The organism is Pseudomonas sp. ASL9 (genome assembly GCF_056680335.1).
The window spans coordinates 641,828-662,986 of record NZ_CM155277.1 but is presented as its reverse complement, the minus strand read 5'-3'; the positions used below and the strand labels follow the sequence as shown (position 1 = coordinate 662,986).

Below are 21,159 nucleotides of genomic sequence, written 5' to 3'. Positions count from 1 at the left end.
TGTCAGCTATTTATGCAGTCAGAAACAGCATCTGCGGTGGTTCATGCATTAGAAAGTCCCGGTGCGAAATGTTCCAGGCATAGGCGCCCGCCAAGGTGAACACCAGTAGGTCGTCAATCGCCAGGGCGGCGACCGGTTGCTGACTGGCCAGCACATCTTTGGGTGTACACAATTGCCCGACCAAGGTGACCGACTGATTCAGCAGGTGTGCCGGTTGCGGGCCCCGTATCACGACAAAGGGATGGTTATGCCCTTGGGCCGCGGGTGTCCGGAAGTGGTGGGTGCCGCCCCGGCCGATGGCAAAGTACTGACCGTGGCTGCGTTTGATGTCCAGGACTTGCATCAGATAGTAGCCGCAGGCTGCGCTGATAAAGCGGCCGATCTCGAAGCGTATGCGCGTATCGCCCATGCCTTCTTCAGCGATCAGTACCTTGAGCCCTTGGCAGAATGCCGGCCAGTCAAACGAGCTCTGCGGGTCCTGGTAATTAATGCCCATGCCGCCCCCGACATTAAGCAGGGGCAGGTGCAGACCGTGTTCGGTGCAGAGCTGGCTGAAGGTGCGACAGTAGCTGCGGATCAGTCTCAGGTGAGCGGCCACATCAAGCTGATGAGACAATAAATGAAAATGCAGGCCCTGCAACTCCAGCCAGGGCTCATCACGCAACAGTTTCAGCGCTTCCTCCAATGCGTCTTCGTCCAGGCCGAATGGGGTCGGTTTGCCGCCCATCACCAGACGGCTGTCGGGTGCCTCGGCTAGTTTCAGGTTCAGGCGCAGCATGACCGGCGCCCGCTGGCGACGTCTGGCAGCGATGCGTGCCAGGCTGCGTAACTCGGTCAGGCTCTCAACATGGAAGACCGAAATCCGGTAGTCCATGGCGATTTCCAGTTCACTGTCGAGCTTGCCGGGGCCGCCGAAGATCAGCGAATGCCCTGGGCATTGCGCATAAAGCCAGCGCAACTCGCCACCGGACGCGGCCTCGAAACCATCCACCAGCGGCGCCAGGGTTCGCAGAATCGGTGCTTCCGGGTTGGCCTTGGCGGCATAGAACAGCTCGCAGTTAGCGGGCAGCGTTTCACGCATATGCCGAACGTGCTGCTCCAGGGCGACCAGATCGTAGACGTAAGCACAGAGCGGTGTTTGCTGTTGCTCGCGCAATTGGCCGATGGCCTGGGTGACGCGTGTCGGCAAACTCATGAGCGAGCCCTCAGGCGAGTCGCCGTCAGCGGACTGGGGAGGGCGGTATAGCCTGCTTCACGGTCGGCGCGCATCATCAGGCGGGTCATGAAGTTTTCCTTGCTGGGCAGCGGCGCCCCTGCACATAACTCGCGCAGTTGAGCGGGGTCATCCAGCACCCCTCGTTGTGCCTGCAGCAGTGTGCCGATGTGCGCCCACAGTTGATTTTCCAGCCCTGAGTCGGCGTTGGCCAAATGGAAGATCGCTTCGCCCAGGTTATTCACCAGCGCGCAATAGGCCACACGTTGCCAGGCCTTATCCTCGTTGTAGTACAGCGAGGCGCGAGTGCGCTCGTTGAGTTCGCTGAGCCGTTCCGGTGCCCAATGGCTGGCCACTAGCTTCGTACCCTCCAGGTCGCGAATCCAGACCCGACAAGGCAGGCCGTCGTCGTCGAAGCCCAGCAGCGTGTTCTGCAAGTGTGGCTCCAGCACTACACCCTGACGGAACAGGCAATGCATCACCCCACCGAGCAATTGACGGGCATAGCCGTCGAGCCAGCGCAGGGTCGCCTTGGCCATGTCGAGGCCAAGACGCTCGGCACATTGCTGCACCAGGCGCTGGCAAACACTGCGACCTTGCAGATCCCAAGTGAATAACGCCATGGCCACTTGCGGTTGGTAGCGCTCGCGGGTGGTCTCATCCAGGTTCTGGCGATAGAGGATGCCGAAGCATTCGGTGACTTCGCGGGCCTGCTCCAGGGTGCCAAGACTGCTCAGGTCCAGGGTGCTGGCGGCCGGTTCCGGCATCAGCAGAAAATCAGGCAGTTCGCGGGCCAACTCGGCCATCACGGGGGCGAGCAAGCGGGTCAGGGCGACCGCGCTGTCCAGTTCGTACCAGGCGTTCTTGCGCACGCAATTGGTCAGGCGCACATGCATCGAAAACTTCAGGAAATAGGCAAGCTCTGGGTGATAAAGGGTGCGCACCGACGAGGTCGGGTACAGCGCCAGACCTTGAGGGCCGAGATACTCCACCAGGCCGCGCTGCTGTGCGCGACGGACCAGGGGGTCGGCCAGAATCCGCTCGACCTCCCACGGGTGGCAAGGGTACAGATCGTTTCGGCCGCAGAGCTGATGCAGCGTGGCTCGGGGGTCGTCGCCCTGATGCTGGATCAATGCCGGATCAACACGAAACCAGTGCAGCTCGAAGCAAGCACCGACTTCCGGCGAGCAGGCCAACAGGTCTTTTTGCGAGATGCCTTCGCGGCTCTTGGGGGTTGGATGCAGGGCGTGGCCCCAAATCTGATGCTGTTCCGAGGCCAGCAGGCTGTCAGTCGGTTGATCTCGATCCGGGCTGGCATGCCGGAGGAAGGTCCGGGTGATCTGCAGGCTATTATCGATCTGCTGCAACATCTCGCCTACACGCTCCGCTCGGCTCAGCGGCACACAGAGCAGGCGCGCCAGTTCGGCGGCGCTCAACGGGTGCCAGCTGTGCCCATTGCCTTTGAAATAGGGTGCGCTGACGAAGCGGCAGCGACCGAGCACACTCGCACGGTCGACACGCACCACCAGTCGTCCGCTGGGCAGCCAGATGCTGATGCACTGGCCATTGAGTTGACGCAGGCTCATGGGCAGATTCTGGGCACGATAGTCCAGGCTCGCCTCGTCGCGGGGCAGGGCGTATTCGCGCAGGTAACAATTGAGCAGGCATTCGATAGCGTGCCGTTGGGCTTCACCATCAAGGGCGCGCTCATGCAGGGACGCAGTGGTCAGAGCAAGGGTCATGCTGGTATTTCCCGCGAGGTCATGAGTAGGGGACGTGCCAAGGCCATCGCAGCAACGGCGGCCAGACAGGCAACGAGGAAAGGTGAGGAAATGCCGCATGTTTGACTGACCAGCCCGGCGGTCACACCAGCAGCTGTGCCGGCCCATTTGCCGCTGGCATCGAACCAGCCAAACAGGCGCCCGGCGCTGCCTTGGCGGCTGCGTTGGCTCAGGCAGCGATGCAGGCCGACAAATCCCAGGAGCATGCCGGCGCCGCTGAGCAGGCGCAGGGCAAACAAAGGTTCGGCCTGGGTGCTCCAGAATTGCAGGGCGTTGCTGACGGCCAGTAGCCCGAGGCCGGGCAGCAGCAGGTTGGCTGCATGCCGCTGAACCCGGGGCAGGGCGATGAGATAGACCAGGTGCGGCAGGCTGTAGAGCACACCGATCAGCGCGTCGTTGCCAATGCCCAACGCTTCGCCGTAGGGGACGAAATACGGGAAGGTGACCACCATGGCAAAGCTGAACAGGAACTGCACCAGCAGCAGGCGTGGCATGTCCGTCGGCAGTTGGCTGAGTTTGTCGTTAGCTTTCGTCGCATTCGCCTGATGGCGGGGGGTGTCGGCAGGCAGCGGCAGGATCATCACGAACGCCAATAATGGCAGCCAGGCCAGGTAGCGATACAGCTCCAGTCCTAACCCTTGCGCCGTCATAAGACCGAGCAGAATGGGGCCGCTGATCATGGCCAGACGTGCCGAATATTGGGTCCAGTTCAGGGCCCGTGACAGGTCACCATCCTTGAACTGGGTCGCCAGGTAGGCGTTGGACGCGGCCATCGCCCCGCCGAAGGTGCCTTGAATAACCAAGGCCAGCACGAACATCGGCAGGTTGGTACTGAACCCGGCCAGGAGAAAGCCTGCGAACAGTCCTGCATGGGCACGCAACAAGGACAAACGACAGCCCCGTCTATCCGCCCAACGACCCCAGAGTGGCGCCGCCAGAGCCGTGCACAAGGTCGGCAGGACAAATAACACGCCGATGCTCCAGCCCGGCGCATCCGGCGCCAGGTCGGCGAGGATGCGTGGCAGGTACAACGGAATACCGAGGGCGGTGAAGGCCGATAGATAGTGGCCGAGCAATACGCTGGCGATCAGTCTGCGTTGCACGGGTGTGCCTCCTGCAGGAAGTTTGCCGCGCTGTAGCCATAGAACTTGTTGATGTCCTGGGCGCCTGAGTGCGCTTTGCTGAACAGGCTGCCGGCACTGAGCAGGTATTTCACCGGTAGTTTCGGGCTGTCGAGCAGCACGCGTCTGGCTTCAGCGCAGTTCAGGCCTTCGCCCTCCAGTTGCTCAATGCAATCGAGCAGACGCTGGCGCAAGGTGGCGTAGAGTTCGTCGCGAGGGGCCAGGCCTGCGGCAATGATCGCTTCCAGTACCGCGACGATATTCAGTTGCAAGGTAATGGTGCAGAACATCTCGGCCAGCGGCTGGGCATCGTTGACGCGGATGCGCTCGTCACGCAACGCCGCAGGGCATTCGGCAAGATCGGGGCAGGCGGCGGCAAAACGCTCGGGCCAGAGGCGTGCGGCGTCGTTGTCTTTCATCAGCAGGCGCAATGGGCGATCAGCTTCGAAGATCAGCACGGCATTTTGTTGATTGGCTTCCAGAGCAATGCCATAACCCAGCCATAGGCGCAGATGCACGTGCAGCAGCAGGTCCAGATACTCTTCGAGCCAGCGTTGCAGCGAGCCTTGGTAGAAGTGCTCGACCAGTTGCTCGACGAACAGTCGACCCTCGGGCAACGGGCTGGCGAGGGCTGCGACCGGCACCAGGGTGGCGACGGCCAGTTCGCCGGGGTAGTGACGCGCGATGTAGGCCAGGTGGCGGCTTTCATCAGCATGCCCGCCATGTTCCTCATCAACGTGCAGATAGCGCATGCCCAGCTGAGGATCTCGTTTGGCCAGTGCTTGCAGCGTGGTCTGAAACCAATGACCGTCATACAGCGTGCTGGGCTTGATCAGGCGCAGGTTACGGGCGCCCAGGGTGGTCACCAGCAACGGCAGTTTGATGTGCCAGTGCGGTTGCTGGACGCACATCACGGTACGCACCGACAGGGTCGGCTCAACGTCCATGGCGCTGTGCGGTGCCTTGATCGTGCCGTCGGGCAACCCGTATTTTTCCAGCTCCAGCCAAGTCAGCGGATGCACCGGCAGCAGAGAGTGGGTGGCGGCGAGGCTTTGCTTCAAACCCAGTTCTACAAAGCTCGGCCAATGCTTGGGTGGCGAGCTGCTCAACGTCAGGGCCTCGTTCGGCACAGCCAGCCAGTTGAGTTTGAAGCGTGGGGCGAATTCCGGGGCATAGCATTCGAGGGTCGTGCTGTAGAAGCCACTTTTGGCGCGGGCGGTGGGGTAGTACGGGTGATCAAGGTAGCTGGCGAGTCGGTCGATACCGATCAGGCGTTGGTCCCAGGCGGGCTCGTCGAGGATGTTGCTCAGCGCAGTCGAGTGCTCTTGATAGGCCGCATGGCACAGCGTGCGATGGTGCACGGCGCAGTCGGCCTCTTTGCGGTAAGCGGTAAACAGCTCAAGGCTGGCGTCGTCCAGACCGTTGCTCAGGTGTTCGAGCCAGCGTGCGTAACCGTGCTCGATGAAGACGTGTCCGTCTTGCTGGCAGAGCCAGGCATGGCTGGACGCGCTCCAGGCCTGTAAAGGGCCGCCTTGGTGTACCGGCAACCAGAGTTCTTCGGTGCCCAGGTGGGTGATGCGCAGCCAGTGTGGGCTGACTGTTGCGGCCCACTGTTCACCCAGTTCGGTGGGCAGGCGCTGGACCACGCCTTGGCTGAGCAGCCCGCGAATATCTTCGCGCAGGCAGCAATCGATAATGCGTTGGCTGATGGCCGCGTGATCGGCGTCCTGGGTCAGCCCGCTCATGCCATCACCCAGCGCAGATCGGCCAGTGTGGCCGCGAAACGTGCATCCAGACTGGCGGAATCAGGCGCGATCAGGCGCAGCACGCCCAGATAATCCTTGTTCGAGTGACTCACGTGAATGTCGTCGCCAATCTCGTGCAGCGCACGGTAGTCGCACCAATGATTGTCCTGTTCGTGACGGAAGCTGCTGGGGGCCTGTTGCAGGCGGCCAGGTGTGTCGGTGACCAGATAGTGCACCAGCGCTTCGGCCTGGCAGGGCTGGATATCTGGCAATGACGAGCCCAGGTGCAACGCGAGGATGCGATCAAACCAACCTTGGGGCAGCAGGCGGTCCAGAAGGAACTCACGGCCGTCGCCGATGCTGCGGTAGTTGATTTCCACCAGCACCGGACCCTCTGCGGTGAGGATGAATTCGCTGTGGCACACGCCGAAGTGGATGCCGAAGGCGGAAACCTGGGCCACTGCGTTTGCTCGGTGGGCGCAACTCAGCGGACCGTTCCAGCGTGCAGACAGTTCGACGAAATGCGGCGGGGGTGACAGGCTGACGTCAAAACCGCCGATGGCCTGAAATCGCTGTCCATCACCCAGGGTTTCGAGGGTGAACAGCGGGCCTTCCATATAGGCCTCCAGCAACAGTGCGCGACCGGGTTGTTGCTGCCAGAACCGGGTGCAGTAATCGCTCAGTTCGTCGGCGTTGTGGCACAAGCGCACATCAAGGCTGGCCACGCCTTGGGTGGGTTTTACCACCAGCGGGAACGCTGCATCGTCGGGCACCGCGCTGCCAGCGGTCAGCACGTGAAACCAGGGGCCGGGCAAGCCCAGATCCTGCATGCGCTCACGCATGACCGCCTTGTTTTTTGCCCAGTGACACATCAGCCAATCCTTGCCGGGCACGTTGAAGGTTTCAGCCACGAGCGCAGTGGCGGTTTGCAGGTGATCGCTGTTGGAAAATACCGCTGCAGGGCGCAGGCCGTGGGCGTTGATCAGTTCGATCACCGCCAGTGGATTGAATACATCGCATTCGAGGATCAGTAGGTCCTGCGCGGGAAAGTCAGACGTGGCGAGCAGACGCCGATGCTCTTGGGCATGGTCGCTGATCAGCACCACCGGCAGTTTGCGTTTGCGGGCGGCGGGTAGAAAACCTTCGGTAATAGCTGCGTGGGTAACGTGGGTGAGTATGACGAGGGGGCGGTGCATGGCGAGTTTCCTGGGGTCAGCAGTCGCCCGTCCCAAGAAAGTTGGGCGACTGGGTTTACAAGGGCGCGGTTGCGCAGTTAGAAACGGTAGTTTGCGCCGACGGTGAGGGCGCGCTCCGGGGCCGGCTGGCGACCCCATGGGCTGGTGTCGATACCGCGGAAGTAGTATTCGCGGTTAAACAGGTTGCTGATGCCGACTGAGGTGGTCAGCACACTTTTGTCGTCAAGCTTGAATTCGCGCTCCAGCGCCGTATTGAATACCCAATACGCCGGGAGCTTGCCGACTGAAGCACTGGCGTCTTCCGCGCCGCTGTTGGCCGCGTCGGTGTAGGCGCTGCTGACGTAGAGTCCGTCGAGGCTGTAGGTCCAGTGCTCGGCGAAGTGGTAACGACCTTCGGCGTTGAACTGGTTCCTGGAGGCGAAGGGCACTTCGTTGCCTTTGAAGTCACCCGCTCGCTGCTTGGCATCGAGGTACGCATAGCTGGCATGCAGGTCCAGGTTCGGGGTCACCGACGGGGTCCAGAACAGCTCGGTCTCAATGCCCTGATGGCGGGTGCTGCCCAGGTTCACGTAACGGTCGGTGGTGGCGTTGTACTCGATCTGATTATCGAAATCGATGCGGTACAGACCGACGTCGACGCGCAAACCTTCCCACGGTGTGTAGCGCACACCGGTCTCATAGTTCCAGGCGATTTCTGCGCCCACGTCGCCTTCCTTGACGATCTGGGTGATCTGCGGTGGCCGCAGCGAGCGCTGGGCGTTGGCGTACACGTACCAGTCGTCATTGGCCTGGAAGCCGACGGTCAGGCCGGGTAACCACTCTTCGGCCAGGTTGCTGCGTTGGAAGCCGGTGATGCCGTCGTTATAGTCCATGCGCGCATTTTCGTAACGGACGCCAGGGGTAATGGTCAGGCGTCGGTCAAACAGGCTGATGGCATTGCTCAGGTAGGCGGCTTTGGCTTCGTCGTTGAAATGCCAGTCACGGAACACGCTGGTCACGCCCGTGCCGAGGGCTTCGCGATCAACCCGGTAATCGATGTCTTCCTTGACGTAGCGGGCACCCAGCACCCAGGTTTGGCCGACCTTGTCGCCGTCGATGCTCATGCTCAGGCGCGGTTCGCTGCCCCACACCTTGAAGTCACGCGGACCGTCCTGCTGGGTCACGGCGGTACCATCCGGGGTAAAGGGCAGGCCGACGACGAAGTTGCGGTAGCTGTTGTGGGCGAAGTTGGTCCAGCTGAACTCCACTGAATCGAAGGGGCCCATGGCGCCCAGCTGTTGCGTGTAAGTGCCCCAGACCCGATCGGTATCACCTTCGAAGCGGTCCAGTGGCCGGGTCGACTGACGCGGATCGTTCTTGTAGTCCTGGACGCTCAGGGCGCCGGCCAGATCCATATCCGCCGCGTAGTGCTGCACACCAAAACTCAGCGAGTGGTCGTCGTCAATGTTCCACTGACCTCGCAGCCGGTAGTTCTGAATGTCGGTGTCGGAGTGCTCGCGGCCGTACTCGCCTTGTACGGTATTGACGTCCAGTTGCAGGCCGAGGTTGTCGGTCAGGTAACCACCGATCCCCATATACGTGTCGAATAGCTGATGACCGCCGGCAGCGAAGGTGGTGCGCTCCTGAAGGGTGGTCTGCATTTCGTGGGGGATCGGTGCGCTGATGAAGTTGATCACGCCACCGACGTTGTTGGGGCCGTACTGCACCGCCGCGCCGCCGCGCACGATGTCAACGCGGTCGATGGTCGCCAGGGTCATTGGAAACAGCGACAGCCCCGTCTGGCCATAAGGTGCCAACGCCAGAGGAATACCATCGGACAAGGCCTGAATGCGTCCGCTTCGGCTCTCGTACAAACCGCGTACGGAAATCTGCGGCAAGGCCCCGGTGCCGGTTTCATCGAAGATTTTGACGCCGGGCACGCGCTGCAAGGCATCGTCGATGCCGCGTACGCTGCCTTTTCTCAAGTCGGCGGCATCGATCACACTGCGGCTACCGGAGTAGGTACGCACTTCCGGATCGCTTGCGGTACCGAGCACGTCACCCTTGATCACCATGGGGGCGAGCGAGTAATCGGCAGGCGGGTCGTCGGCCAGTGCGGTTTGGCAGATGCTCAGGGAGAGCAGACTGAAGGGAAACGCAAACAGACAGTTTGTTGTTTTCATTTGGACTTCGTTCAGGCTCAGTTGGGAAATTGAAGGCTGTTCAAGCGCGCTTTCAACGCGTTGTGCAGCAGGCCGCGGTCCTCACCGGCGAGGAAACTGCGAATCCCCCGCTCACGCCACCAGGCATGTTGTTCGGGGGTGCGAGGGTTCGCGCAAAAGGGGACTTCAGCGGCGGCGCAGGCATCGGCCATGCCTTGCAGGGCTTGCCAGACGTGCGGGTGCAGTGGGTCAGGACCCAGTTGCAAATCGAGGGCGAGATCGAGCGCGCCTTCGAGCACCATGCCGATGCCGGGCAGCGCGAGAATTTCGGGCAATGCTCGAAGCCCTGCAGCGCTTTCGATCATCGGTACGATGGGTCGTTGGCGGTTGGCCAGTTCGATGTAGTCGGGCAATGACACATGGCCAAAACCGGTGATGCGACCGCCGCTGATTCCTCGCGTGCCCAGCGGTGGGAAATACGCAGCTTCCAGGGCCCGGGCGACTTCGTCGGCGCTTTCGACGCGCGGCAGAACAATGGCTTCGACGCCTGCGTCCAGCGCGCGGCCAATCAGTTTGACGTCGACTTCCGGGATACGCAGCCAGGCTGAAATCCCCGCTGATTCGCAAGCGCGTAGGCAATGCATCAGCTCATCGCCGGCACGCAGCAGGTGTTCCATATCGAGAATGACGAAGTGATAACCGGCGCTGGCGATCATTTCGCACAGCAGAGGGGAGGGGACCGAATTGAGTAAACCGTAGACGCTTTCGCCGCTTTCGAGGCGGGCCAAAACAGGTGACTTCCTGATCACTGAGCCTAATCCATAATGTGAAACATAGCGCCAATGATAATCGTTATCGTTTGAGTGTAAAGCTTTTATTTACACACGACGCGCTCAAAGCCGCGCGTTAGAGCGTTAAAGGCCTATTTCGAATGTTTGGTGCTCGGCGGGAAAACCCGGATGCGCCCCATTTTCTTGGGCGTAGCCGGTCACGCAGGGGGCTATCAATGGCACTACATCCCGCTCCCCAACACTTTCAAATACTCAGGGCTGTCGGAGATGGAGTTATGGCCTTTGCCGGGAATGACCTGCAACGTGGCCACGCCTTTGGCAAACTGTGTATAGAGCTGTTCTGTGCTGGAACGGGGAACGATTTGGTCTTGTTCGGCCGCGATCAGGAGTGTCGGCACCTTAATGAGCGGTGCGTAGCGCCAGGATTCAAAGGTGTCCTGCAGTATCCATTTCACCGGGAACCAGGGCATTTTGCTTTGGGCCAGCTCCAGCAGGCTGTAATAGGGCGTAATCAGGATTAGCCGCGAGGCTGGCCGCTCGCTGGCGAGGCGAATGGCGGCACCCGTGCCTAGGCTGCGACCGATAATCACAATCTTGGCGTGGCTTGCGTGGACCTTATCGAACAAGGCCAGGGCGTCGCGTGCAATCGACTCTTCGGTGGGTGATCCGGTGCTGCCGCCGAAACTGCGATAGTGCAGCAGATAAATAGCGTGATCCGGGAACGCTTGCGAAAACGGCAGTAGGCTCAGCGAAACATCCTCGGCATTGCCGCCGAAGTAAATCAACGCATTAGCCCCTGCATGCGGCCAGACGGACACCAGCACCTTCGCATCCGGTTGTGAAAGCTCAAGAACCGTCGATGAGCTACCCATGGAACGGGGCTGTGGGAAGTAGATCAGCGAGCGTTGAAACACGAACAGCAGGACACAGGCCAGCAGGTACAAAGCTGCAGCCAATACCAGCCCTGAAATGAGGATTCGCAACATGCGGCTAATCGTTGTCATGAGCGCCAATCACCCTGGTAGCGTCAGTTGTCCCGTTGAGGGTAGTCGAGTGTTCACGTTTGGCCGTCCAGATGATGGGCGTCTCACGAGTCCAGGGTGTTTATGTCTGTTGATTGAGCGGAACGCTTATTGACTCCCATCAGCCGAGTTGAGATGTTCGCTGTATAACAGCTCATACAGCGCATCTCTTTTTTTGGATCGTAAACACGTCGGGGACACAGGATGACAGCCGTAGTTGCAAAAGAAGCCGTGGGTGAGTTCTACACCCTTGAATCCATGAAGCATGCCCAGCAGATGACATGGCGTGCGATCGAGCAGATGGGGTTGTTGATCAAGCCGGGGATGCGAGAGTCAGAGGCGCAGGTCTTGGGCAAGCAGATTCTGGCGGAGCTGGATATGCAACGTATCTGGCACCCACTGTTGATCCGCTTCGGCGCCAATACGTTGAAAACCTTCAAGCAACCTTCCGAGGGTGATCCGCTATTGGGCGAGAATGATATTTTCTTCGTTGACATGGGCGCTGTCTGGGAGGGTCACGAGGGTGACGCCGGCGACACCTTCACGACCGGAAATGACCCTGAAATGGTGGCCTGCGCCGCCGCCGCAAAAACCTTGTTCGACCGGGTTCAACTGCACTGGAAAACCCAGGGCGTGGCAGGACAAGCGCTTTACAGCTACGCGCAGGAGCAGGCAATCGAGATGGGCTGGGTGCTTAACGTGAACATCAAGGGGCATCGCGTCAGCGACTTTCCCCATGCGATTTACCGGGGAGGGAACCTGGGGGATTTCGATGCTACGCCCAACGCCGGGCTGTGGATTCTGGAAATCCAGATCGCTCACCCCACTCGACCGTTTGGGGCCTTTTTTGAAGACTTGTTGGTCTAACGGGGCCGCGCGTTAATAGAGTCCAGGAATCAGGCGTGAAGTACGGGCGCACCAGGCATCGTATTCGGCGCCGAAGTGCGTGCGCAACAGCACTTCCTCGGCATTGATGCGAGCGATGAGCGGCGGGATCAGCAGCAGGGTCAGCAACACCCCGGCGCCGGAGCGAAAAGCCAGCGCCCAGCCCAGCGCGTTAACCAACAAACCGAGGTAGCTCGGGTGACGAATGACGCTGTACAGACCGCTGGTGACCAGGGTGTGCCCGGGCTGAATGGCCACCAAACCGCTGAACCTGCGGCCGAGTACAAACACCGGCCACATCCGCAGCGCGCCTCCCGCGACGAAGAGCATTACGCCCAGCCAGCGAACCGTGTCGCCGTCCAGCGTCCAGAACCCATACCGGTCCGTGTAGGCTGGCAGCCAGGCGCTCAGCAACCCAATCAGGATAAGGGGCACGAGGACCCAACGATTGGAGCGATCCTCTCGTTCGCCGGTGCTTAAATTACCCTCCGAGAACAGGGCTGCCACAGACATGATCAACGTCACGACGCTGACGGCAAACAATGCCGGCTGCCCAAAAAACGCGACAAATCCGCCCCGGCCGAGGATGGCCAGACCGAGATAAATCAAGGGTGCGAGTAGCGAGAAGAGCGCTAATTTAACGGTGGTCACCTTGGTCGCCTCACTGGGGAATGTGCTGTAGCAACAAGCATAGACGGAGCCGGCCGCCGCTAGCCATCAACGATCAGGTTTGCCGATGTGTGTCATTTTTTTGCGTTTTCAGAAGGGTGGCCCATTCTGATAGCCATTCCGGTGCAGGTTTCTGCCGGGGACTCGTAACAAGGAGCTTGAAGTTTATGCCCGAAGTCATTCAGTCACGCAACGGTGGGCAAATCCTGGTCGATGCGCTGCTGCGCAATGGGGTGGACACCGTCTATTGCGTGCCCGGCGAAAGCTATTTGCCGGTGCTCGACGCCCTGCATGATGCCCACTCTGTCCGCACCATCGTCACTCGCCATGAAGGTGCGGCCTCTAACATGGCCGATGCTTACGGCAAGCTGACGGGGCGTCCAGGGATCTGCTTTGTCACCCGTGGTCCCGGCGCCACCCATGCGAGCAATGGGGTGCACACGGCCAAACAGGACTCGACCCCGATGATTCTGTTTATCGGCCAGATCGAAAGTGGCTTCAAGGGCCGCGAGGCCTTTCAGGAAGTCGATTACACCCAGATGTTCGGCGGCCTGGCGAAATGGGTGGCCGAGATCGATAGCCTGGAGCGCATTCCGGAAATCGTCGCCAAGGCGTTCAGCATCGCACTCTCCGGGCGTCCGGGGCCGGTGGTCATCAGCCTGCCGGAAGAGGTGTTGTTCGGCAGTGGCTTGTGTGCTGACGCGCCGCCTGTGCGCGTTGCGTACGCCGCACCGGACCCTGCGGCGATGGTTGAGTTGCGCGAGCTGCTCAGTGCCGCGCGCCAGCCACTGGTGGTGTTGGGCGGCACTGGATGGGATGCCGAAGCCTCACAGGCGATCACGCATTTTGTCTCGGCGAACAATCTGCCGGTGGCGGCCTCGTTCCGTCGCCAGGACCTGTTCGATAACCGCGATCCGCATTATGTCGGTCAATTGGGCCTGGGTGTCTCGCCCAAGCTCGCTGAGCGCCTGCGGACCACCGATCTGCTGCTGGTGATTGGCTCGCGCCTCAGTGAAACCGTGTCCAATGGCTACACGCTGATCAAGAGTCCAGTGCCGACGCAGCCGCTGGTTCACGTGCATCCTGATCCGCAGGAATTGGGTCGGGTGTATCAAGCTCGATTACCGATTGTGTCTTCCTTGCGCGGTTTTGCTGCTGCGCTGGCGCGACTCGAGCCGCTCACCGAGCAGCCGTGGACGTCCTGGACGGAAACAGCGCGGGCTGATTATCTTGAGCATTCGACACCGCTCAAGGCCCACCCGGAATTGGTCGGCGTGGACATGGCGCGCGTGGTCGCACACTTGAACGATGTGTTGCCCGATGACGCCGTGATCAGCAACGGTGCTGGCAACTACGCGGTGTGGGTTCAGCGCTTCTACCGTTTTCGGCAACCCGGTACTCAGTTGGCACCCACCAACGGCGCGATGGGGTACGGTTTTCCCGCTGCGATTGCCGCCAAGCTGCGCAACCCCGAGCGCACGGTGGTCTGCTTTGCGGGCGATGGCTGCTTCATGATGTATCCGCAGGAACTGGCGACCGCCATGCAGTTCGGCGCCCCGCTGGTGGTCATTGTGGTCAACAACGGTATGCTGGGGACCATTCGTATGCACCAGGAGCGTGAGTACCCTGGCCGGGTGTCGGCGACCACCCTGGTCAACCCGGACTTCGTGGCCTTTGCCAGATCCTTTGGCGCCTACGGCGAATTGGTCGAGCGCACCGAGGATTTTGCCGCTGCGTTCCAGCGTGCCCGGCAGGCGGGTGTTCCCGCCTTGATTGAATTGCATACAGACCCACGGCAGATATCACCCCAGGCACGCCTCGTTGAGGGGCCGAGAAAGGATTGAACGATGATTAAACTTTTGACCGTTTTGTTTGTGTTGGCATCGACTGCTGTCCACGCCGAAACAACACTGCAAACCGATCTGCCGTTGAGTTATATCGAGCAGGCCGATCCAGGCTCGCACAACAAACCGCTCATCATTTTTCTTCATGGCTCGGGAAGCAATGAAGAGGATCTGTTCGGGATAAAAGATGAACTGCCGGCTGATTACACCTATCTGTCGGTGCGGGCGCCGTTTGAGGTCGAGTCAGACAGCTATCAGTGGTTCAACAAGAAGGCAGGCGAGGGTGATTACGATGGCGAGACAGCCGACCTGAAGAGCAGCGCTGGGATGATCGTTGATTTTATCGCCAAGGCTACCGAGAAATACCACACCCGGCCTGACAAGGTGTTTCTGGTCGGTTTTAGCCAAGGGGCGATCATGAGCTATGAAGTTGCCCTGCGCGACCCTGCGGTCGTGCGTGGGATAGCGGTGTTGAGTGGAAAGATTCTGCCGGTGTTGAAGTCTGAATTGAAACCTGCCGATGACCTCAAGCAGGTGGCTATTTTTATTGGTCACGGCACCGCAGACCAAAAACTCCCTTATTCAGGCGCCACCGACGCAGATACGCTGCTGCAAAGGTTGGCCCTGGCGCCGGAGTTCCATGCCTATCCGGGAGTGGGTCATACGATCAGCCAGACCGAAATGGTGGACCTGAACAGTTGGCTGCAACACATCAATCAATGATGCCTGGAAGCTGACCTTCAAGGCAGTCGCTTCCCAGGCGCATCAACATCATTTACCGCCGACGATTTGCTTGATCAATTTGTCGTGCCCAGCCTGGTCATCTGCGCGAAATATGACCTGGACGACCGACATGTGGGAGCCTGAACCGGCCAGAAAGGTGGTGTTGAGTGTCTTGCCGCCGCCCATGGTGGCGGTGCTGTCGATCTGGCGCACGCCGAGACCTTTAAGGGTCAGCTTCTTCTCGCTGAGCTTCTTGAAGTCAGGCAAGCTCGCGACCTGCTGGTTGAGAAAACCGGTCACAGCACCGTCGAGGAAACCGGCGTCATTGTCTTTAGCGGTCACGCCAGAGGGAAGGGTGTGTTCGACGGCGATGACCACACTTCTCGTGGCTTTGTTGACGTACATCGTTCCGGCCGCACCCGCAGTGCCGCTTGCCTCATCGCCAGCGGGCAACGGGTTGGCGGCATAACTGGCGGGAAGGTTGAATTCGAATTTGCCCCCAAGTGTCGATACCTTCTGTACGTCCGACGTTTGCGTGGTAGGCGCAGTCGCCGCGTAAACATTCATCCCACCCAGACTGGCCGCCATCGCCAAGACCAACACAGCGGCTTTTTTAACGAAAAAAGACATTCAATATCTCCGGATTGATGACACAAGGGTGCCTTGATGATGTCGGTATTAATGACGCCACACCGTATTTAGGCATTTATGAGGTGGCGAAAGTACCCTGCGCAGTGGTTGCAGGGAAGTAAAAGCAATAGCAGGCTCGAAACAGCCTGAAAAGGAGTAGCGCTCAACGATCCCAATAGGGCGTTGGCCCAAAACGTTCGACAAAGAAATCGATCACCGTTCTGACGTTGACCGAAAGACGTCGGCTGGTTGGCCACAGGGCCGCGATCTGCTGAGGTTCGAGGCTGGTCGACACTTGAAACTCGGTCAGTACCGCTTGCAGCGTCCCTTTGTGCAGGGCCTCGCCAATCAGCCACGAGGGAAACATGACCAGGCCCATGCCGAGTTCGGCGGCCTGGGTCAGGGTTTCGGCGTGATTGCCAGTCAGTGGGCCTTTGACGGTGTAAGGCACCCAATTGTCTTGGCCAAGGCGAAAGAACCAGCGCTGCTGGCCGGTCATGCCTTTATAGGCCAGGCACTGATGCGCGGCCAGCTCATCCGGGTGCTGCGGTGTGCCGTGGCGTGCCAGGTACGCCGGGCTGGCGGCGAGTCGATAGCGTTGCGGCGCGAGGATGCGCGCCTGCATGCTCGAGTCGTTCAGGACCCCGATGCGGAACAGCAAGTCCGCGCCTTCCTGCAAAGGGTCGACGAATGTGTCGGTCTGCTGCACGTCGAATTGTAACTTCGGATAGCGGCGACACAGCTCGGCCAGCCCGGGCGCCAGATGCCGTTGACCGAAGACCACGGGGGCGTTGATCCGTACGAGACCGCTGGGTTCACTTTTCTGCTCCTGCAAGGCCCGTGCTGCTTCCTCCAATTGCGTCAGCACCAGCCGGGCATGGTGCTCCAGCAATCGGCCGGCCTCGGTTGGCGTAACGGCGCGCGTATGGCGATACAACAGTTGTTGTTGCAGCGCGTTTTCCATCACCTGGATTTGCCGTGAAATCGAGGAGGGTGCCACACCTTCACGGCGGGCAACCTCGGAAAAACTCCCTCGATCAAGCACGGCGACGAACAGGCGCAGCGCCTTGAATCCCAACGCGTTGAAGCCGTGCATGATTAATCCTGCTGTGCGAGTTACGCAAAAGTACTTTGTGGATAGTCCCATTTTACGCAAAGGACGATCAACCCATACTTCGCGCCCTCGACAAGGCCTTGGTCTTGCACCTCGATTTTTGTAGAAGGGGCACCTGATGCACGTCACACCTCTGGAAAACGCTGTACTTGAAGATCAGGACCGGCACGCCCGGCTGAAAAAGTTGCTGCTGCTGCCTCTGGTGATTCTCGCAGGCATGGGCCTGTCGGTCGAAGCTGGGCTGCTCGGCCCGTTGGGTGTGCAGGTCGGGCACTTGTGGGCAACCCTGAGTATCTTCGGGGTCGGTGCCGCCCTCCTGTTTTTGCTGACGCTGCTCAGTGGACCGCAACAGGGGCCCGCATTGTCTGAGTTGCCGCGTTGGCAATTGCTGGGAGGGTTCCTCGGGCCGATGTATGTGGTGGTGCTGACATTGGCGACGCCCCACATCGGGATCGCGATGACCATGATTGCCATTCTTTCCGGTCAGGTTGGCAAAAGCGTGGCGATCGATCATTTCGGCTGGTTCGGTACTGCCCGCAAGCGGGTCAACGTTGAACGCTGGGTGGCGTTGATACTGATTCTGGTGGCCCTTGTTTTGATCGCGCGAGGTTGATGATGAACGTGATTCTATTGTTGATTCTGGTGGTGGCCGCTGGTGCCGTTCTAAGCATTCAGGCCGCGATCAATGGCCGTCTCGGAGAGGCTGTGGGTGTGTTGCGCAGCAGCTTGCTGACCTTCGTGGTAGGCGCGGTAATCTCCGCGCTGCTTATCCTGTTCTTCGAGCCAGCGCACTCCACCAGCTTGCTGGATGTACCGAAGTGGCAGCTCGGCGGTGCCTTTTTCGGAGTGATCTACATGATAGTGATGGTTGGCGCTGTGCCTCGGGTCGGTACGGCGGTCGCGACCGTTGCGGTAATCGTCGGTCAACTGGGCATGAGCATGTTGATCGATAATTTTGGCTGGCTGGGCAATCCTGCCATCGAATTGTCGAGCAGCCGTATCCTGGCAATGGCCTGCCTGGGGCTCGCCTTGGTCTTTATGTACCGCAGCAGTGCGGCCGCGTCGGGATCCGCCGATAACGCGCGATGAACTAATGTGTTATTGGAGAGGGGACCGCACTAAAACGTATAAAAAAATTGAAATAAAGCGCGATAAGCTTTAAACCGAAGGATTGTTAGCACATCGATTATTACCCATCAGATGTGTACCGCCAGTTTCTGGCTCTTGGAGCGCTGATGAGTTTCCCTCTTTTGACCGACACCCTGGGGCAATCGAGTGATTGCACCGATGTCGCCTCTCAATCTGTCGGCAGCTCGGGCAACGCCAAGGGCACGATTGAAACACTGTTGGCGGCAGCGAAGAGCTGGGACCACACGACGTCATGGGTGGTGTACAGAGCGGGTGAGCAACTGCATCGGGTGGGACAGGGCGATCGTGGGATGCAATGGCCTGCCAGTATCGAGAATGAAGCGTTCGATGCTTTTTGCGTCGCCTGGAGACTGTACCGTTGGCCAACGGGTAACGGCGAAAGCGTACTGGGTTGGCTATTGGCGCCGTTGGATGATGCATTAAATCCAGCCCTGGCCGATTTTGCACTGCGTCTGGGCCTTCAGGTGCAGACCGATACCTTGGCTCGGGCGCAAATTACCCAGCGCGTTCTGTATGAGATCACCTACCTTGCCAGCTCCACACGTGAGCGTTCGGTGTTCCTGGTCGGGGTTCATCGATTACTGGCGACCCTGATTGATGCTGAAAACTTCTACCTCGCGCTCTATGATCCGCGTAGCGGCAAAATTTCTTACCCTTACTACGTCGACATCATTGATGTTGACGCGCTGGAAGCCGAAAACTACGAATTCCTCGATCCCATGCACTTGTCCCTGACCGGACAGGTGCTGAGCAGTGGCCAGCCACTGCTTATCGACGCCGCTGGTATCCAGGCGGCGCAAGCACAAGGCCGATTCTTTTGCATAGGCGATCGTCCCGAGTTCTGGATGGGCGCACCGCTCAAGAATGCATCGGATGATGTATTCGGCATGCTAGCCATGCAGGTGTATGACGTTTCGCGGGTTTACAGTGCAGAGGACCGGGCGCTGTTCCTGGTCGTTGCACGGCACGTGGCCATGGCCCTCGACCGCATATTGCACCGTGCCGACCTGGAACAAACGGTGTTGCGACGCACCCAGGAGCTGTCCGAACTCAATAACGCGCTACGCCAGGAAGTGGCGGACAGGGAGCGCGCCGAACACCTTCAAAGCGCACTGTTCCAGATTGCCGAACTCTCAAGCCAGCCCGGTGACATGGAAGCGCTGTTTCAGAGCCTGCACGGGATCGTGGGCGATCTTTTGTTTGCGAAAAACTTCTACATCGCACTTTTCGACGACACAACCGCAGAGGTCACGTTTCCTTACTATGTCGATGAGCGACAGGTGACGCGACCATCGTCGCGACGCGGTCAGCGTGGGTATACCGAGTATGTGATACGCCAGCGCCGGCCGCGGCTGATTGATCGGGACGAAGCCTTGAGGTTGGAGAGCCTCGGCGAAATCGACATTATCAACGAGTCCACCCGATCCTATTCCTGGCTGGGCATTCCTCTGTTCGAGGGTGACGTGGTGCGTGGCGTGCTTGCGGTGCAAAGCTATACCGCCGAGGTGAGCTATTCACAGCGCGATCAAGAATTGCTGACCTTCGTGTCGCGTCATATCGACACCGCGTTGTCCCGTCGTAGCGCTGCCGAAGCGATCCATGCGGCCAATCTCAAGCTGGAAGCCAGGGTTCAGGACCGTACTCGCGAACTTGACCATGCCAATGCCAAGTTGCAACACGAGAACTCCCATGACGCATTGACCGGTCTGCCAAACCGCAGCTATTTGCAGCAGCGCCTTGATGTGGCGTGGGCTCAATTTGGCAGCGACGGCCGAGCGCTGGCCGTCATGTTCATCGACCTTGACCGCTTCAAGATGGTCAACGACAGCCTGGGCCATCATTTTGGCGACCTGCTATTGATACAGGCCGCTCATCGTCTACGCAGTTGTCTGCGTGACAGCGACCTGTTGGCGAGGCTCGGCGGTGATGAATTTGCGGTGCTGGCGCCCGAGGCGCCGCTCGACGCAGTGGTCAACATCGCGGAGCGAATTCTTGCCGCGTTTGACCTGCCGTTTTTTATCAACGGTCATGAAGTTTTCTCTTCCTGCAGCATCGGTATTGTCAGCGCTGACAGCCAGTTTCACTATGAACCAGCCGACCTGTTGCGCGATGCGGACATGGCGATGTATCGGGTCAAAAGTGCTGGTCGGGACAGCTATGCCGTGTTCAATCAAGAGGCGCGGCGCGAGGTGTCGGATCAGGTTGAACAAGAAGGTGCGCTGCGCAATGCGCTCAAGCGCGCGGACGAACTCGTGCCTTATTTCCAGCCCATCGTTAGTGTGGAGACGGGAGCGTTGGTCGCGCTTGAGGCGCTCATTCGCTGGCATCAGCCAGACGGCAGGATCGTCGCGCCGGGCGAGTTTCTGCCCGCTGTAGAAGGCTTGCGCCTGATCGGGCGGCTCGACCTGTACATGCTGGCCAGCATTGTGGTCATTCTGGCGCAACCCGAACACGCCAACTGGCCGCCCGTGCACGTGAACTGCTCCAGCTACAGCATGACCCGCCCGGAGCTCGCCAGTGAAGTGTTGACGCTGCTGGCCCAGCATGGGGTTGCACCGTCGCGGATCTGCCTGGAACTGACCGAGGGCGCGCTAGTGGCCGAACCGGACATTGCGCGACGAACCATGCAGCAACTGGCCGATAACGGTATGTCGGTGGTGCTGGATGACTTTGGTGCGGGGTTTTCGTCGCTGAGCTATGTGCACCAGTACCGCTTCAGCGGCCTGAAAATCGACAAGTCATTCATCCTTGAACTGACCACCAGCCCGCGCAGCCGTGCCATCGTCCGGGCCATTGTGCGGATGGCCCAATCACTCGACCTCTCAGTGGTGGCCGAAGGCGTGGAAGACGTCGCGACCCTCGATCTGCTGCGCGAAATGGGCGCAGGCCAGGCGCAAGGTTATTACTTCGCCAAGCCCATGGCGCTCGACCAACTGATCCAGACTTCTCGGGCGTCCGGGACCTGGCGGCTGGGGTAATTAAGTTTCAAGCCGTCAGCCACGGCATAACTTAATTTACGGGCTGAGAACAGGCAGGACGTCTTTGTGGATTGGGGGAAGTCATCAAGGCGTTGCAGTTTCATCGTAAGTCGATGCGCGTGGCGTGAAAGGTAAAAGTCGATTTTATCTGCGCGGG

17 protein-coding genes are annotated in these 21,159 nt (G+C 59.7%); 6 read left to right on the top strand and 11 right to left on the bottom strand.

Features of this window, described 5'->3' with window-relative positions; translation table 11 throughout:
• Nucleotides 1–10: 10 nt before the first annotated feature.
• From AC1ME2_RS02990 to AC1ME2_RS02955, 8 genes are all read right to left on the bottom strand, one after another.
• The gene (locus AC1ME2_RS02990) at nt 11–1,195 is read right to left on the bottom strand and encodes a type III PLP-dependent enzyme (protein WP_480439226.1); all 1,185 of its coding nucleotides are present in this window, start codon (nt 1,193–1,195) and stop codon (nt 11–13) included.
• Nucleotides 1,192–2,955 (bottom strand): IucA/IucC family protein, encoded by a 1,764-nt coding sequence (locus AC1ME2_RS02985; RefSeq protein ID WP_480439224.1) that lies wholly within the window; start codon nt 2,953–2,955, stop codon nt 1,192–1,194. The genes AC1ME2_RS02990 and AC1ME2_RS02985 overlap by 4 nt, the downstream gene beginning before the upstream one ends.
• Complete coding sequence (locus tag AC1ME2_RS02980) at nt 2,952–4,097, bottom strand: MFS transporter (protein ID WP_480439223.1); 1,146 nt, start codon at nt 4,095–4,097, stop codon at nt 2,952–2,954. Before AC1ME2_RS02980 ends, AC1ME2_RS02985 begins: the two co-directional genes overlap by 4 nt.
• Entirely contained in the window at nt 4,082–5,860 is a 1,779-nt protein-coding gene (locus tag AC1ME2_RS02975) for an IucA/IucC family protein (protein ID WP_480439221.1), read from the bottom strand. The genes AC1ME2_RS02980 and AC1ME2_RS02975 overlap by 16 nt, the downstream gene beginning before the upstream one ends.
• The gene (locus tag AC1ME2_RS02970) at nt 5,857–7,056 is read right to left on the bottom strand and encodes an ATP-grasp domain-containing protein (protein ID WP_480439219.1); all 1,200 of its coding nucleotides are present in this window, start codon (nt 7,054–7,056) and stop codon (nt 5,857–5,859) included. Before AC1ME2_RS02970 ends, AC1ME2_RS02975 begins: the two co-directional genes overlap by 4 nt.
• A 77-nt stretch (nt 7,057–7,133) precedes the next feature.
• Nucleotides 7,134–9,218, bottom strand: coding sequence for a TonB-dependent receptor family protein (locus AC1ME2_RS02965; protein ID WP_480439218.1), 2,085 nt, complete (start codon nt 9,216–9,218; stop codon nt 7,134–7,136).
• A 17-nt stretch (nt 9,219–9,235) separates the two neighbouring features.
• Complete coding sequence (locus AC1ME2_RS02960) at nt 9,236–9,985, bottom strand: HpcH/HpaI aldolase family protein (protein WP_480439216.1); 750 nt, start codon at nt 9,983–9,985, stop codon at nt 9,236–9,238.
• 224 nt (nt 9,986–10,209) lie between these two features.
• Entirely contained in the window at nt 10,210–10,974 is a 765-nt protein-coding gene (locus AC1ME2_RS02955) for an alpha/beta hydrolase (RefSeq protein ID WP_480439214.1), read from the bottom strand.
• Nucleotides 10,975–11,214: 240 nt separating this feature from the next.
• On the opposite strand from AC1ME2_RS02955, the gene AC1ME2_RS02950 reads away from it, so the two are divergent.
• Nucleotides 11,215–11,877: a M24 family metallopeptidase gene (locus AC1ME2_RS02950; RefSeq protein WP_480439212.1), complete on the top strand. Its 663-nt coding sequence runs from the start codon at nt 11,215–11,217 to the stop codon at nt 11,875–11,877.
• 12 nt (nt 11,878–11,889) lie between these two features.
• On the opposite strand, the gene AC1ME2_RS02945 is transcribed toward AC1ME2_RS02950, so the two are convergent.
• Nucleotides 11,890–12,546 carry a methyltransferase family protein gene (locus AC1ME2_RS02945; protein ID WP_480439210.1) on the bottom strand — a complete coding sequence of 219 codons (657 nt, stop codon included), beginning with the start codon at nt 12,544–12,546 and terminating at the stop codon, nt 11,890–11,892.
• 185 nt (nt 12,547–12,731) lie between these two features.
• Between AC1ME2_RS02945 and AC1ME2_RS02940 the strand changes: the two genes are divergently transcribed.
• A complete protein-coding gene (locus AC1ME2_RS02940) occupies nt 12,732–14,408 on the top strand; it encodes a thiamine pyrophosphate-binding protein (protein ID WP_480439209.1) in 1,677 nt (558 codons plus the stop codon).
• Between the two features lie 3 nt (nt 14,409–14,411).
• Nucleotides 14,412–15,131, top strand: coding sequence for an alpha/beta hydrolase (locus tag AC1ME2_RS02935; RefSeq protein ID WP_480439208.1), 720 nt, complete (start codon nt 14,412–14,414; stop codon nt 15,129–15,131).
• A gap of 48 nt (nt 15,132–15,179) precedes the next feature.
• Here the strand turns inward: AC1ME2_RS02935 and AC1ME2_RS02930 are convergent, their stop codons facing one another.
• Both AC1ME2_RS02930 and AC1ME2_RS02925 read right to left on the bottom strand, forming a co-directional pair.
• Nucleotides 15,180–15,761, bottom strand: coding sequence for a DcrB/PsbP domain-containing protein (locus AC1ME2_RS02930; RefSeq protein ID WP_480439206.1), 582 nt, complete (start codon nt 15,759–15,761; stop codon nt 15,180–15,182).
• 163 nt (nt 15,762–15,924) lie between these two features.
• Entirely contained in the window at nt 15,925–16,857 is a 933-nt protein-coding gene (locus AC1ME2_RS02925; RefSeq protein WP_480439204.1) for a LysR family transcriptional regulator, read from the bottom strand.
• Nucleotides 16,858–16,993: 136 nt separating this feature from the next.
• Here AC1ME2_RS02925 and AC1ME2_RS02920 point away from each other — a divergent pair, with 136 nt between their 5' ends.
• The 3 genes from AC1ME2_RS02920 to AC1ME2_RS02910 all read left to right on the top strand — a co-directional run bounded on the left by AC1ME2_RS02920 (nt 16,994) and on the right by AC1ME2_RS02910 (nt 21,002).
• Entirely contained in the window at nt 16,994–17,488 is a 495-nt protein-coding gene (locus AC1ME2_RS02920; RefSeq protein ID WP_480439203.1) for a DMT family transporter, read from the top strand.
• Nucleotides 17,489–17,490: 2 nt separating this feature from the next.
• Complete coding sequence (locus AC1ME2_RS02915; RefSeq protein WP_480441967.1) at nt 17,491–17,964, top strand: DMT family transporter; 474 nt, start codon at nt 17,491–17,493, stop codon at nt 17,962–17,964.
• A gap of 146 nt (nt 17,965–18,110) precedes the next feature.
• Nucleotides 18,111–21,002, top strand: coding sequence for a sensor domain-containing phosphodiesterase (locus AC1ME2_RS02910; RefSeq protein WP_480439202.1), 2,892 nt, complete (start codon nt 18,111–18,113; stop codon nt 21,000–21,002).
• Nucleotides 21,003–21,159: the final 157 nt, after the last annotated feature.